11 protein-coding genes are annotated in these 14,340 nt (G+C 60.0%); 7 read left to right on the top strand and 4 right to left on the bottom strand.

All coding sequences use genetic code 11. The features are described from left to right. Positions 1-69: 69 nt before the first annotated feature. Positions 70-384 carry a hypothetical protein gene (locus RUH64_RS05605; protein WP_313811969.1) on the bottom strand — a complete coding sequence of 105 codons (315 nt, stop codon included), beginning with the start codon at positions 382-384 and terminating at the stop codon, positions 70-72. Between the two features lie 172 nt (positions 385-556). Between RUH64_RS05605 and RUH64_RS05600 the strand changes: the two genes are divergently transcribed. Continuing rightward, positions 557-1,288: a M50 family metallopeptidase gene (locus RUH64_RS05600; RefSeq protein WP_313811968.1), complete on the top strand. Its 732-nt coding sequence runs from the start codon at positions 557-559 to the stop codon at positions 1,286-1,288. Here the strand turns inward: RUH64_RS05600 and RUH64_RS05595 are convergent. Further along, positions 1,259-2,437 (bottom strand): YihY/virulence factor BrkB family protein, encoded by a 1,179-nt coding sequence (locus tag RUH64_RS05595; protein WP_313811967.1) that lies wholly within the window; start codon positions 2,435-2,437, stop codon positions 1,259-1,261. The genes RUH64_RS05600 and RUH64_RS05595 overlap by 30 nt on opposite strands. A 593-nt stretch (positions 2,438-3,030) precedes the next feature. Here RUH64_RS05595 and RUH64_RS05590 point away from each other — a divergent pair. Together RUH64_RS05590 and RUH64_RS05585 are read left to right on the top strand one after the other, a co-directional pair. Continuing rightward, complete coding sequence (locus tag RUH64_RS05590; protein ID WP_313811966.1) at positions 3,031-3,768, top strand: transglycosylase family protein; 738 nt, start codon at positions 3,031-3,033, stop codon at positions 3,766-3,768. 115 nt (positions 3,769-3,883) lie between these two features. Further along, on the top strand, positions 3,884-5,260 hold the full coding sequence (locus tag RUH64_RS05585) for a CoA transferase (RefSeq protein ID WP_313811965.1): 1,377 nt from the start codon (positions 3,884-3,886) through the stop codon (positions 5,258-5,260). Here the strand turns inward: RUH64_RS05585 and RUH64_RS05580 are convergent. Together RUH64_RS05580 and kynA are read right to left on the bottom strand one after the other, a co-directional pair. Next, on the bottom strand, positions 5,257-6,093 hold the full coding sequence (locus RUH64_RS05580; protein WP_313811964.1) for a PaaX family transcriptional regulator C-terminal domain-containing protein: 837 nt from the start codon (positions 6,091-6,093) through the stop codon (positions 5,257-5,259). The genes RUH64_RS05585 and RUH64_RS05580 overlap by 4 nt on opposite strands. Further along, a complete protein-coding gene (gene kynA / locus RUH64_RS05575) occupies positions 6,083-6,946 on the bottom strand; it encodes a tryptophan 2,3-dioxygenase (protein ID WP_313811962.1) in 864 nt (287 codons plus the stop codon). The genes RUH64_RS05580 and kynA overlap by 11 nt, the downstream gene beginning before the upstream one ends. Before the next feature lie 526 nt (positions 6,947-7,472). Here kynA and RUH64_RS05570 point away from each other — a divergent pair. From RUH64_RS05570 to RUH64_RS05555, 4 genes are read left to right on the top strand one after another with little or no spacing between them, the layout of a single operon-like run. Then, the gene (locus RUH64_RS05570; RefSeq protein ID WP_313811961.1) at positions 7,473-8,963 is read left to right on the top strand and encodes a DUF3375 family protein; all 1,491 of its coding nucleotides are present in this window, start codon (positions 7,473-7,475) and stop codon (positions 8,961-8,963) included. Beyond that, positions 8,960-9,739, top strand: a complete 780-nt coding sequence (locus RUH64_RS05565) for a DUF4194 domain-containing protein (RefSeq protein ID WP_313811960.1) — start codon at positions 8,960-8,962, stop codon at positions 9,737-9,739. Before RUH64_RS05570 ends, RUH64_RS05565 begins: the two co-directional genes overlap by 4 nt. Then, positions 9,736-13,122, top strand: a complete 3,387-nt coding sequence (locus tag RUH64_RS05560; protein ID WP_313811958.1) for an ATP-binding protein — start codon at positions 9,736-9,738, stop codon at positions 13,120-13,122. The genes RUH64_RS05565 and RUH64_RS05560 overlap by 4 nt, the downstream gene beginning before the upstream one ends. Further along, positions 13,119-14,297, top strand: coding sequence for a Wadjet anti-phage system protein JetD domain-containing protein (locus RUH64_RS05555; RefSeq protein WP_313811957.1), 1,179 nt, complete (start codon positions 13,119-13,121; stop codon positions 14,295-14,297). Before RUH64_RS05560 ends, RUH64_RS05555 begins: the two co-directional genes overlap by 4 nt. Positions 14,298-14,340: the final 43 nt, after the last annotated feature.

The raw sequence follows: 14,340 nt of genomic DNA, 5'->3' as shown, positions 1-14,340 counted from the left end.
CCTTTCGCTGACTGATTTTGACTTAGTCAACGTAGCACTCGGCCCCGACATTGCGTCGTTCTAAAACCCTTAGTCGTCTTTTGGTTTCTTGGAGCCGCCCAGGATCAGGGACAGGGCAGCGACGCTTGCCGTGACGGTATTGACTGCGGGCCAGGCGCCGATCTTCTTGGCCAACGGGTGGGATGCACCGAAGCCTCCAACGTAGGCTGAAGTCAACGCAATTGCCTTTCCGGTGCCTGCGTCCTTCTGCCACAGCAAGAAGGCGCCCACGCCGGCTACACCTAGGACCACGCCTGCTAGCGGACGCTTCTTCGTCGCACGGCCGGTTGCATAGCCGCCAAGCAGTCCGGTGGCTGCGACTGCGGTTGAAGTTAAACGAGACACGGGGTACCTCCACAGTTAAGTGTTGTGATTCTTTAATTCATCGTAGGTCTGATTGCTGTGACAATTCCTAGAAAATGACGTGCTGGTGGTGGCGAGGACCGGTTCCTTCACGCGCTTTGGAAGAATGCTGATATCTGCAACTGTCAATTTATATCCGGGTAGGAGTCCGATCGTGAACCTTAATATTGGTGAAGCTTGGGCACGGCTATCCCAACCGGTTGAAGCCAGCCTGACGGTATGGCAGTGGGCTTTGGTGACCGGCCTTGTCTTGCTGTTGGTGGTTCCTCGTCCGGTGTGGCGCATTACGGGACTGTATTCAACGCTCATCCATGAAATGGGGCATATTATTTCTGCGATGCTCACCGGACGGTTTGTCATGGGGCTTCGCCTGGGGTGGGATCACTCGGGCGAAGTGGTCAGTCGCGGGCGCGGAAAGTTTTCCGTTATTTTCTCGGGGCTCTTTGGATACCCGGCACCGCTGTTCGTCTCTGCGGTGATGTTCTGGGCAATTTCTGCCGGATATGCCGGGCGGGCGCTGGGAATTTATGCGCTGTTCTTTATCGTGGCATTATTCTTTGCCCGAAATTGGCCAGCCATATTGGTCTGTGCCGTCAGCGTGGTCGTGGCCCTAGGGGTGGTCTTTTTCGCCCCGGAGAATGCGTACCTTTATTTGGCATTGCTCATTGCCGGTTTCCTGCTGTGTTCAGGAATCAGGGACTTCATCAAGCTGTTGTCGGTTCATACCGTCAGGCGCAACGATCTGCGTCAATCCGACGCCTATCTCATCGCAGAATCGACGGGTACCTTTGCCACATTGTGGTTGCTGGTGATGCTTCTACTCGGCGCCTTGTGCCTGTGGTGGTCCGTTTCAAGCCTAATTGTTCTCTTCGGGACGTCGGCGTAACTGTTTGCGGTAGGACCGGCGGGTGATGGCCCATGTCACAAGGCTCGCTAAGGCAATGGACGAGAGCTTGGTCTTGCGTTTGACCTTGCCATGAGGATCGATGGTCATGTCCTGCAGCGGGTCCCCACCGTGGTGCAGCCGGATTTCCTGTGCTTCCACCAGATCCTTGTAGTTGGACAAGTTCTTCTTTGCGATTATCGCCGAATCACGCAACGGCAGATGAACAATTTCAGCCGATGGCAGCCCCGTGCGCAATTGCTTGAGGCGGATGAACTCGATGTCGACCAGCGCGCCGGCAATTAGGGCGATGTTTCCAATCCATCCGGCAAGCACCAGGACGATGAGGCTGCCAATGGTGCCGTAGGTGGCCGAGTAGGAGGCAAAATGCGTGATGTAGAAGCTGAAGCCGATTGTCGCCAGCCCCAGGGCGATCAGGGCCGTAATGCTGCCTGGGGAGAACCATTGGAATTTTGGACGTTTCACATTGGGTGTGTAGTAATACAGCAGTGCGAGGACCAAAAGGAATATGACAAGAAAGGCTAGCGGCTTCACTAGATTCCAAATGATGACGAAGCTGTCGCCCATGCCCAAAATATTGCCAAGACCTTGGGCAATGGTTCCGGTCACGATGAACAGCGTGGCCGAGACGATTGCCAAGATCATGATCGCAAGGGTGATGAGGAACATCTGCGGACGACGCTTCCACTGCGGCCGGCCTTCGCGTACGCCGAATAACCTGTTCATCGCGCGGCCAAAGGCCGATACATACGCTGAGGTACTCCACAAGGCACCAATTGAACCGACGGTAATCGCCAGCGTGGTCCCCGCGGCGTTGGCGGCTAACGTATCGAGGACCTGTTCAGCTGTGTCCAGCAATTGTTGTGATTCCGCGTTGAGCTGTTCTCCGTTGGGAGACAACGCTAATTCAAGGACACCCATGAGCCAGTCGGTGGCGGATTCACTGGCTCCGGCGAACGTCAGTATCGAGATAAATGCCAGCAATGCCGGGAACAATGCCAACACCATGTAGTAGGTCAACGATGCAGCGGTATCCAGCCCGTCGTTTCGGAAGAACTCACGGGTCGCCCGAGGGAAGCAGACGAAGTCTTCCTTCAAGCGTTCCTTCGTGAGCCTTTTCGATGTGGGCATCAGTGATCTCCTGCTACCCGCACGTGGGCAATTGCTGTTGGTCCTTTGACTCAGACTACCGAAATACTGCCAACTACATGGGAGAAATCTAAATATTGGGTGAGTCTCTTCGGCCACAGGTTCTCAAGCTGCCGGCGGTACTTCGCCGTGTTGCTGCATGTCCGCGTCAATGCTTTGGGCGTTGAATAACCCGACGGTATTTCGGTCGTTACATTGGATGATTTCGTCATCTCGAATGAGTGGAATCTATATCACAATTCAAGGTCGTGAATCCACCTCGGGAATGTAACATTTTGGGTGATTTGGTGCGCGTAGAGGGCGTTCTGCGAGATAAATTTAAAATTTTTTTCGCCCGGAATGACCTGTATTTTCGCTGTTTCTGGGAGATCCCTGAGTTGCGCACCCCGTGGGGGTGTGGGCTACAGTCTTTTATAACGTTTCGATAACACTCGCGGTGTTATGGGGAAACAGGTACTGCCGGGACTTTCGGACCGCTCGCCAGGGCAGTATTTCATCAACGTCGAAATGCGACGCTGAGCGGTGCACAAGGATGGCCTAGGAAGGCCTGAGTGCTGAAAGAGCACTGGAGAATTATGATCCAGCAGAAGACTAAGAAGATTATCCGCCGCGGCGGTGCCACCCTAGCAGCTTTCGCAGTAGCCGGTGGCGCTGTAGTTGCCACCACTGCTCCAGCTTCGGCTGCAAGCACCTGGGACAAGCTGGCTCAGTGCGAGTCCGGCGGCAACTGGTCCATCAACACCGGTAACGGCTTCTCCGGTGGCCTGCAGTTCACGCCTTCAACCTGGAAGGCTTACGGCGGCAAGGGCTCTGCCCACAATGCTTCGAAGGCCGAGCAGATCCGCGTTGCAACCAAGGTTCAGCAGGGCCAGGGTTGGGGCGCATGGCCAGCATGCACCGCCAAGCTGGGCATCAGCGGTTCGCCTAAGGGCACCTCCACCGCCGACACCGCTAAGAAGGCAACTTCTTACGCAAAGAAGTCGACCACCACTACCAAGAAGGCTGCCAAGTCGTACTCCAACGACTACGTCCGCACTTCGACCCGTAGCGCTGTTCCAACCAAGTCGGTTAAGTCGGTTGCTCCAGCCACCAGCGGCAAGCGCGTGGCACAGGCTCCTGCCAAGGTCAGCTACAACGTAGACGTGACCGATTCGGGCAAGAACTACACCGTCAAGTCCGGTGACACCCTGTTCAAGATTGCTCAGAAGCTGGGCGTCCAGGACTGGCGTGGCCTGTTCGAGCTGAACTCGGACCAGCTGACCAACCCAGACATGATCATGGTTGGTCAGACCCTGAACGTTCCTACCAAGTAATTTAGTAGGCATCAGGTCGTAAGACACTGTGGAGATCCCACGCTGTGCATAATGCCCAGCGTGGGATCTTTACGTTTAACGCATTGCTGAGCGCTGTCAGTCGTAGACTCGGGCAATGACCAAACTTGTAGCGCAAGAGAATACCGGGGAACACGATGCCGTCCTTGCCTCGGGATTTATTGAGGCTGCTCTGATCGACCCACGAGTAGGCGAGCAGCCGGGGTTTCCACGTTGGTGGGGCGGCCCGCTGGACGTGGAGTCTCTGGCCATGGGATCGGTGGACATGGTGGTGCGCGTCCTGAAGCAGCTGGACGCTGATCGGAGATTTGGTTCAGTTGGTCCAGCTCAGATCGGTGCCGTATTCGATGATCTGAAGAAACTGCGCATCGACGGGCGAAGGGCCGCCACCTTTGCACCGCTGTCCGGATTTTTTGCAACCCGCGATGGTTGGCTCAGAACCCACGCAAACTATCGGCATCATGAACGAGCCTTGCTTTCTGCGTTGGAAATCTCAAGGTCTGAGCACCTGACCGATGCGCTGCGCCAGCTGGATGCCGAGGAAGCTCAAGAAAGGATCGTCGCCGCTGGAGGGGTGGCCGCCGCCGTGAGAACTCGCCGCCAATGGGAGTGCAGTGCGCCAGCGCTGCAGGGCCTTCGGGGACACTGGGCGCATTTCTCCCTTCAGGACCTGGAAGGGAACCCTCGCTGGCTGTACGACCCAGCTGCGGACGCGCCTCTTGCAGGACTTCGAGTATTGGATCTGACGAGAGTGATTGCTGGCCCCACTGCAACCCGAACCCTGGCACTCTTCGGGGCCCACGTGATGCGCCTCGACCCGCCGCAATACCCCGAGATCCTCGACCAGTACCTGGCCACGGGATTCGGAAAATACAGTGTTCAATTAGATTTAGCGCAGCGTCATGAATTATCAGTCTTCCATGACCTGCTGGCTCAGGCTGACGTACTCATCGCAGGCTACCGTGGGCAGTCACTGGACGCGTTCGGGCTGTCTGACACAGACCTGCGCGAGCGCCATCCGAACTTGATCGTTGCCAAACTCAGTGCATGGGGCTCCATGGGGCCCTGGGCCACGCGTCGTGGCTTTGACAGCATCGTGCAGGCCGCGACGGGAATCTCAGAGATCTACAGGGGAGCTGCGGCAACGCCAGGGGCCTTGCCGGTGCAGGCCTTGGATCACGCAACAGGCTATGGGATCGCGGCTGCGGTGATCGCCCTGCTGCATGCCCAACGACACCTCGGTTCAACTGGCCGGGTTGAATTCTCTTTGGCGCGTACCGCACAGGCCCTCTACCGATTCGGTGCTCCGCAAGGCGCCGCGCGAGGTCAGCTGGCTGATCCGTTGATGGGGCGACGCGAAAGTGCCAACGGGGTGCTGGACTACGTGATGCCGCCGTTTCTCGATCGCGAATCGCCCGCAGACTATCCTTTCGCGCCGCGCGCCTATGCCGCCGACGCGCCGAACTGGGGCTAGCTTCCCAGCACCCGCCGGGCGAACTGCGCTGAGCGCTGCTGGAGCGCAGCAGAAAGGTCGAGGAACCGCTGCCGGCTGAGGTTTCCGGGCCAATCCTTCGGGAGCATCATTGGCGGCAGGCCAGGATCCAGGTAGGGCAGTGCACGCCACGCGTCGATCATGGTCACATAGTTCCGGTAGGCGTCCTCGTCAGAGGTGGCGGCTGCCAGAACTCCTGTCCGGTCGATAAAACCGTGGTGCATTGCGGCAAGGCGTTGAAGGTCCCACCACTGGCGTGCCGCCTCGGCGGGGGATCCCGGGAAATCGGGAGTCTGCGTCGTAAATACCGTGGCGTACGCGCGAACCTCAAGCGCCTGAAGTATTTGGAGCACCTCGTCGTGGAGATACGCGGGGAAGATCCATAGTCCCGAGGCGACCAGGCCGCCGCCCAGTTGTAGGAAGTGCTTGCGCAGCTGATGCCGCACCGGGCGCATGGTTTCGGGCAGCGAGTAGGCCACCAGGGACCACGGATCCGCGTCCTTCATCTGCCGCGGGGTAAAGATGCGTCGGTTGCCCCTGGCGAACATCGCCAACGCCTGGGCTGAGACCTGAAGCTGTGATCCGTCGATGCTCTCAAAAACCGAGCGGTCCAGCAGCCGGGAGATGGCAGTTTGCGCGGTGGGGGCCGGTATGCCGGCGGCGTCGGCAAGATCGAGAACCTTGCCTCGCGCCACCGGCTGCGGCTCATGCCTTATATAGAGGCCAGCAATCGTGCGTATGACAGATGTTGCGCTGCCGCTGCGGACCTCGAAGTCGTCGAGGGCAAACGCGCCAAGCCGGCTGCTAGTTGCCAATTTCGGTGCGCACCGCGAAGAGCTCGGGGAAGAAGGTCAGGTCTAGCGCGCGCTTGAGGAAATCGACGCCGGAGGAGCCGCCGGTGCCGCGCTTGAAGCCAATGGTGCGCTGGACAACACGCAGGTGGCGGAAGCGCCACGCCTGGAAATTGTCTTCCACGTCCACCAGGTCCTCGCAGGCCTGGTACAGGCTCCACAGGGTGTCCTCAGACTCGTAGATGTCCTTGAAGACCGGGATCAATGATTCTTGGAAGCTCCACGGCTTGGTGACGTCGCGGTTCAAGATCTGGGCTGGAATGTCATAGCCCTTGCGGGCCAGCGCCGCCAGGAATGCGTCATAGAGGGTCGGTTCGTTCAGCAGGTTTTCCAGCAGCTCGTGGGCCTTGGGGTCGGACTGGTGGACCTTGAGCATGCCCGCATGCTTATTGCCGAGGATGAATTCCACCGCGCGGTACTGGAATGACTGGAAACCGGAGGCCGATCCAAGGAAGCCGCGGAACTGTGCATATTCACGCGGGGTCAAGGTAGCCAGAACCGACCACTGCTCGGTTAGGGTCTTCTGAATATGCTTCACGCGGGCCAGGCATTTCAGCGCCTTGCCGATGTCGTTGGCATCAAGCAGGCGACGCGCCTCAACCAGCTCATGCAGCATCAGCTTCAGCCACAATTCGGAAGTCTGATGCTGGATGATGAACAGCATTTCATCGTGGTGCTCCGGGGTGCTGACCGGATGCTGCGCCGAAAGAATGCGTTCAAGGTCCAGGTAGCTTCCATAGGACATGGCATTGCGGAAGTCTGTGCGGACGCCTTCTTCGATGTCGCGCTGATTTGCTGGTGGCTGCTCTGTGCTCATGACGCTTAGGTTATCAATATATTTACGATCGTCATAATAATGAAAGTATGATTCTGTTTAATCTTTTGTCCTGTCGCATCAAATATGAAAGTGCGTAATATGCATCAACTACGGAATTTCGGGTTTCTTAGGCAGGCCGGGATTCGGTGATTGTCTCAACGAGGTTGACAGTAATTGCGCATTGCAAAAATGCAGCTTCACATTTTGAGACTCATAAGTATCGCCGAGCTTCGTACACGACTTTTCGTCTGCACCACTTCAGTGATGACTTTCGAAACATCCGCATTTTTATCTCGTAGCCAACTCTTATCGACCATATGACTAGTGCTATTAGGCGCAAGCGCGGATAGGCTAAAGGCAAGTGATCTGTTCCATTGGTTGCGACGTCGAAGTGATGCACGAAGCACCCCTCACTTATCCCACCCCTTGGAAGCAGGGGAGCTTCGGCATATCTCGTAATGTCAGTGGCACCTGTTAGGCTCAGCGTGTGCGTGACCTGGGAGATCACGGCAACGGAGGGGGAGCAATGGCGAGCAGGATCGAAGGCGACGTTGCCCGAATCGAGGCTGCCCTCAACACGCCAACCCTGAAGTTGCTGGACCGCAAGTCCGCCAGCATCGCACTGCCACTGTTCGCCAACGCCTTTCCCGAGGACGCCCAGCCGGTCTCGGTCGAGCAGTTCCACACCGTCGTCGACGCTTTGCTCGATGAACTGCGCGCCGGTGGGTACGACGTCGCGAAGGACAGCACAGGAAAGTCTCTGTCCATGCAGTGGGTGCGCGAGCATTGGCTTTACCGCGACCCGGGCCAGGGCGAGGAGACATACCAACTGACCGGTGATGCCAAGCAAGCCCTCGAATACGTCACACGGGCCACTCGGACGCAGCCGAATGTCTCCCTGTCGCGCATCGAGACCATGCGCCGCGTCATCTCAGATGCCGCATTGGCCGCGAACCCGGACCGCGAGGAGCGAAAGCGCCGGCTAGCTGAAGAGATTGCCCGTCTGCAGGCCGAGTACGAGCATCTGGATTCAGGTGGTGAAATGCCGCAGGTGACCGAGTCGGATCTGACCGAACAGTTTTCGAACGTGCTGCGCGAGCTCGACGGACTGCCGTCGGACTTCCGCCGCGTCGAAGAAGCCGTCCGTGACATGCACCGGGCCATCGCGAAGAAGTTTCGCGAGGAGGAGCGCCCAATCGGCGAAGTCGTTGATGACTACCTCGAGCAGTCGGCCAAGCTGCTGACCTCGACTCCGGAAGGCCGGGCGTTCGAGGGCGCGACGGAGTTGCTGCGCAATCGCGACTGGCTGATGAGCCTGCGCGACGATCTCGAGCGGATCTTGGCGCACCCGCTGGCGGGTATGCTCCTGCCCGACGAGACGCGTCAATTGCGGACGGCCGTGAACGTGATCCGCCGCGGAAGGGACGACGTCCTGGACCAACGGCATCGAGCGAGCGCCACCCTTCGTGAACACATCGAGAACTATGACCACATCCGCAACCGGGAGCTCGACGCAGCACTCAAGGGCATCGACCGCGAGATGCGCATGTGGATGCAGTCGGCACGAGCTCGTGACCGGGTCGACGTTGAGATCATCCCGCCGGCCATAGACATCGCCGCGCTCCGGTTTCGCATCTTCGATCCCGACAGTGAACGAGCGCCTGCGCCGCTCGAGGACGTGTCCAGCCAAGCGCCTGCCGCGCTCTCGCTGGACGAGATCCGTAAGCAAGGCGGGCCCTCTCTCGATCAGTTGAGCAAGCTCATCGAGGCGAAGCTGAGCACGGGCGATCTCGATTCTGCGGCAATGCTGTTCAACGACCTGCCGGTGGATCTGCGTCGCCCAGTCGAAGTCCTTGGGCTGCTGCACCTGTTCACCCGCATCGGGGCCGAGATCGACCCTGCGCTGCCGGAGGAGGTCTTGGCCGTGCGCCCGGACGGAAGTACCCGACGATTCCACATGCCGTCAACAGCCATCCAGACAATAACCGACATCACTGACGAAGGAGAACCCAGTTGACCGACACTCTGCGTGACAATACTGACGACGGCACCGGCGACGACGCGCTCAGGTTCCTCGACGCCCTTGATCAGCCCGCGCCGAACCTCGAAGACGAGGGAGAGGAAGAGAGCCTGGCGATGTTCGAGGGCGACACCGGCACGCTCTACCCGGAGCAGCGCCGTTGTCTGCACGCGCTGCTCAAGCAGCGGTACATCTCCGCCGATCGGCACCCCGAGCAGTGGGCGACGCTCGTCGCTGACCAGGACCTCATCAAGAGTCGCCTCAATGACCTGTACCTCGAGCTGCACATCGACCGCGGGTATCAGGTCGCATTCAAGCGCCAGGCCCGTACTGAGACCGGAGACCGGCTGCCGTCGCTGCTGAACGACATCGCACACCAAAAGGAGGAGACCATCGTCATGGTCCATCTCCGCCAGCGGTTCTTCGCGCAGCGCCAGGAGAACGACGACGCCGTGTTCGTGGACCGGCAGAGCCTGCTCGACGAGGTGGCAGGTCAAAGGCCGGAGCACGCGACCGACCGCGCCATGGATCAGAAGCGCGCCGATAAAGCAATCGAGAACCTGAACACCGCGGGCGTGCTCCTGAAGACCGGCGACCCGGATCGGTTCCGGATCTCGCCGATCATCGAAGTACTCATGCCGATCGAGAAACTCCGTGCGCTGCTGGCGTGGTTCATGACGCAGAACAGCACCGACGCCGGCGAGCTGGATGACAACTCATTCGACGGCGAGGACGTGCCCGATCAATTGTTTGAGATGGAGGAGAACGAATGACGCTCGATATAGTAATGCCCATTCAGCCTGCGCCTGCTCTCGACCATGCGCAGTGGCGCATCGAGTCGCTCCAGATGGCGAACTGGGGTGGATTCCACGGGCGGCATGACGTGAAGTTCTCACCGGGTTCTACACTGATGTCCGGCGCGAGCGGCACTGGAAAGTCCACTGTGCTCGACGCGTACCTCGCGTTGATGATGCCCTCGGACATCCCGTTTAACGGCGCGTCCAACGACGCAGGAGGACGCGCCCGCTCAGCTGATCAGCGCAACTTGCTGAGCTACCTGCGAGGCAAGATGGACGCCAACAGCGTGGACGGCACGGGAGAGATGCGCGACCAGGTCTTGCGCGGCGGTGATGGCGAACCGATCTGGGGAGCACTGGCCGGGACGTTCATCAACGACGGCGGCCGTCGCTACACAGTAGCGCGCTTCTACTTCGCGAAGTCTGGTGCGAGCGTGACCTCCGACGTCACCACGACCTATGCGGCCTTCGAAGGCTATCTTGACATCTCACGTCTTGAGCCGTTGGCCAGCGCACGCTTCGAGAAGCGTGCGCTCAAAACAAGCATCCCCGGGTTGACTACCTTCAACACGTTCCGTGAATTCGAGGCCACCATCCACACCCGTCTGGACATCGGCGGAGGTGACGGCGGACGGAAAGCTATGCGCCTGCTCGCCCGTGTCCAGGCAGGCATGGAGGTCAAGCGCGTCGATGGACTGTACAAGACGATGGTGCTCGAACAGCCGATCACCTACGAGGCGGCCGACACTGCGCTCATGCACTTCGCAGATCTCGAGGCCTCCTACACCAAGATGGTCGATGCCGCGAACAAAGAAAAGGCACTGGCGCGCCTGCCTGAGCTGCAGAATGAGCTGACGGACGCCGAGACAACGACGCAGATCATCAGCCAGTTTGGCGCGGATCTCGAAGGCCCCTCGCCCTTCCGACTGTGGCGGCTTCGGACCGAACGTGCGCTGCTCGACGCGGCAGTGGCCGAGAACCGGACCGAGCATGGCGGTGTCTTGTCCAAGCTCGTCCAGGCGAAGGCTGAGGAGTCTCAGTACGAGGAGAGGCTCGCCCAGATTGGGGAGGAGAAGCGCAGCAACGGCGGCGAGGCCATCGATGAGCGCAAGCACGAGATCGCCCGGCTCGAACGCAGCCAGGGCCAGGTCCACATGGCGTTCCTCAGATTCCAGACCCGCACGGAAAATATCGACCTCGTTGTCCCCGAGTCTGCCGAGCAGTTCGTCGAAGCGCAATGCGTCTCCGCCGAGTTCCTTGCAGGATTCGAGGAGCGCGAACGGGCGCTCCAGGCCGAGGAAGACGCCGCCCAGCTCGAACTCGCGCCTCTGACGAGCCGTCAGCTCGACCTTCTCGATGAGAAACGCTCGCTTGCGAACCGCAAGAGCGCCGTGCCGAAACGAATGCACCTCGCTCGTGTCGCCATGGCCGAGGCTGCTGGGCTCGATCCCGAGACCCAGCTGCCGTTCGTCGCCGAACTCATCGACGTGCTTCCGGACGAGGCACACTGGCGAACCGCAGTGGAGAACACGCTCGGCGGCATCGCGCGCACGCTTCTCATTGACGGTAGCATTCGCGATAGGTTCTCGGCGGCGATCGACGGCCTCCGGATCAGTCCCCGGCTGAATTACGATTCCATTCAGCTCAAGGAGCACCAGGAGTGGCGCGGAAACCCGAGCTATATATCGGGGAAGCTGGCATTCAAGAACTCTCCCTTCTCCGCATGGGTCCAGGAGCGCGTGAGTGGCGAAAACGTCGACCACCTCTGTGTGCCTGATTCAGGGTCTCTCAGCGGCCCCGGCGCACGCGTCACCCCATCAGGGCAGACACGCAACGGGAGTCGTGGAGCGCACGGCGAGTCCAGTGACGGTAACATCATAGGCTTCTCCAACGAACGTCGACTCGCTGACATCGAGATGCAGCTCGCGGCGCTCGATCCGCAGATCGGTGCTGTACAGAGCCGGATCAAGGCCATCCGAACACGGCTCAGCAGCCTTCGCCTGCAGCGTGACGCGCACCGATTCGTCGTGGACACCGAGTGGGCCAGTATTGACCGGCTCGGCCTCGAGCTACAGATCAGCGGGCTCGAGGCCGAGATTCAGCGGCTGCGCGCAGCGAACTCGATCCTCGACGCGCTGGAGGCCGAGGAAGAGCGAATCAAACCGCTGTCCAAAGAATCGATGCGCGTGAGGGTGCTCGCGGAGGAAAGACTCAAAGCGCTCACCAAACAGCATGGAGACCTCGTCTCCGAGCAGGACATGGTCCAGGACGGTATCGATGCGATGGTCGTTGCCCAGACCGCGGCGGTCACCGACGCGCAGCAGGCATATCTCGACGACCTGTTCGCTGCGAATTGGGACGCTACGGACCTCAAGGCCTTCAACGCGAACACGCGCGCTCTGCGCAAGCGGTTAAGCGATGAGATCCTCGCTGCCCGACAGCGCGCCCATCGGGCCACCAGCTCGATGGAGAGCATGTTCGAGGGATACAAGGCGCGCTGGGATGAGCACAATCTCGGTACTGCCGCAGTATCCGCCGACGGCTACCGCGAGATCCTCGACAAGATCCGCTCCGAGGGGTTGCACGAGCGCCGCGACCGCTGGCGCCGCGAGCTCGCCGCATGGTCCAGCGACGACCTTCTGGGCCTCAACGACGCATTTGATCTCGCCCTCGAGGACATCGAAGAGCGGCTCAAGCCGATCAACCGAATCCTCGAGAACCTCCCGTTCGGCGGGAAAGGTGTGCTACAGATCAAGTCGCGACGCCTGCAGAGCGATGATCTGATCAAATTCCGCCGGGGGCTGAGAGAGCTGTCGTCGGGGCTCGCGCTCGAGATGTCCGACCAGCAGATCATGACTCGGTTCACGAGGCTCCGCGAATTCATGACGCGCATCACCATCCCCGAAGGCCGGGCTTCGACGTCGCAACGCGATCGTTATCTTGACGTGCGCCAGCACGTCGTCATCACCGCGGTCGTTCTCGACGACATCACGAACCGGCGCGAGATCGCTACCCATGACTCCCTGGGGGGCAAGTCCGGCGGGGAGACCCAAGAGCTCGTCGCGTTCATCGTCGGCTCTGCGCTGCGCTACCAGCTCGGCGACGAGACCCGCTCGCGGCCGAGGTTCGCGCCGGTCTTCCTCGACGAAGGCTTCGTGAAATCCGACAGCGAGTTCGCCGGACGGTCGGTTCGCGCTTGGCAGGACCTCGGGTTCCAGCTTGTCATCGGCGCGCCGCTGGACAAGGTAACGGCGCTGGAGCCGCACATGGATCTGCTGCTGACCGTCACTAAGAACGAGCGCGGCTACTCTTTCGTCGTCGACCTGCAGGATGCCCCGGACGCCGAGGACGCCAGATGAAAATGCCTGAGGACATCACGAACGACATTCGCCGCCGTCTAACCGCCCGGTGGCACACGGATCTCTCCGGTGTTGAGCAGGCGTTTCCTCATAGATTCCCGCTTGGTCGGCCGACGGCCGCCGATCTGCGCCAAGACTACGCCGCGATTCACGCGAAAACTGTTGAGTGGCAGGACTGGGCTCGCGTACATGGCATCGTGCTCGAGTACGTGAACCGCTCGGCTCGAGGCGGTACCACACAGGCAGTGCCGACGCACGCACGGATCGACTCGATTGACCATGCCGCAGCAATCGTCGCCGACAACTGGCCAACGCGTCTCACCCGTGGGCGCGAACGCCTAGACGTGGTACGTTTTCGGTTCCCCGAAATCGCCGATGCCGGGCAGATCATCCGCATGGTTGATGAGTACCACGACACGGACTTCGAGCTCCTGCTCACGGTTGCCGATTGGTTTATGGCCGACGCGTCACGTTCACGACTCGGCGTCACGCCGCGGCAGATTCCGATTCCCGGGGTCCATGCTAAGTGGCTACAGAATCACGGGGCGGGTGTGCGAGCTCTCACTGGCCTTGACGATCTTGGAGTCCTGCCGAGCCACCCGTCGCGCATTCACTTCACCTACCTCGATCCGCGACACCGGGCATCGGGTCTTCGGCTTCACGACTCGGCCACCGTCGGCGACGCGTTCCGCCCGGCGTATGAGCCCGAGATCGTCGTCATCTCGGAGAATAAGGACACGGCGATTCATTTTCCGCCCATCGTCAGTGGTATCAGCGTCGAAGGCCAGGGCAGTGGAGGTAAGACGCTGGCCGCGTTCGACTGGATCCGTAACGCTCCCATCGTCGTCTACTGGGGCGACATCGACAAGGACGGACTCGAGATCCTCAATGGATACCGGGTCGACTTCGACCGAGACATCGACACGATGCTTATGGACGAGGAGGCTTACGACGAGTTCGAGCGGTTCGGCACGAACCATGACAAGCACGGAAGATTGATCGTCGCGAGCGATTCGAAACCCGTCGAACGGCTTCGCGTCAGTGAGAAGAACCTGTATCTGCGTCTCATCGGCCCACAACTTCGGGGGCACCGACGGATCGAACAGGAGCGCATTCCACTGGAGCGAGCGGCAATAAGCATCAACGTGATTCGAGCGCAGATCACCTCCGGATAATATAATTACGCACTGACTCGAACGCCCGTCAGCATCTCTCGAT

Origin of the sequence: Glutamicibacter sp., from assembly GCF_032154645.1 — a bacterium.
Classification (GTDB): Bacteria; Actinomycetota; Actinomycetes; order Actinomycetales; family Micrococcaceae; genus Glutamicibacter.
This window is presented reverse-complemented; position numbering and strand designations above follow the sequence as displayed.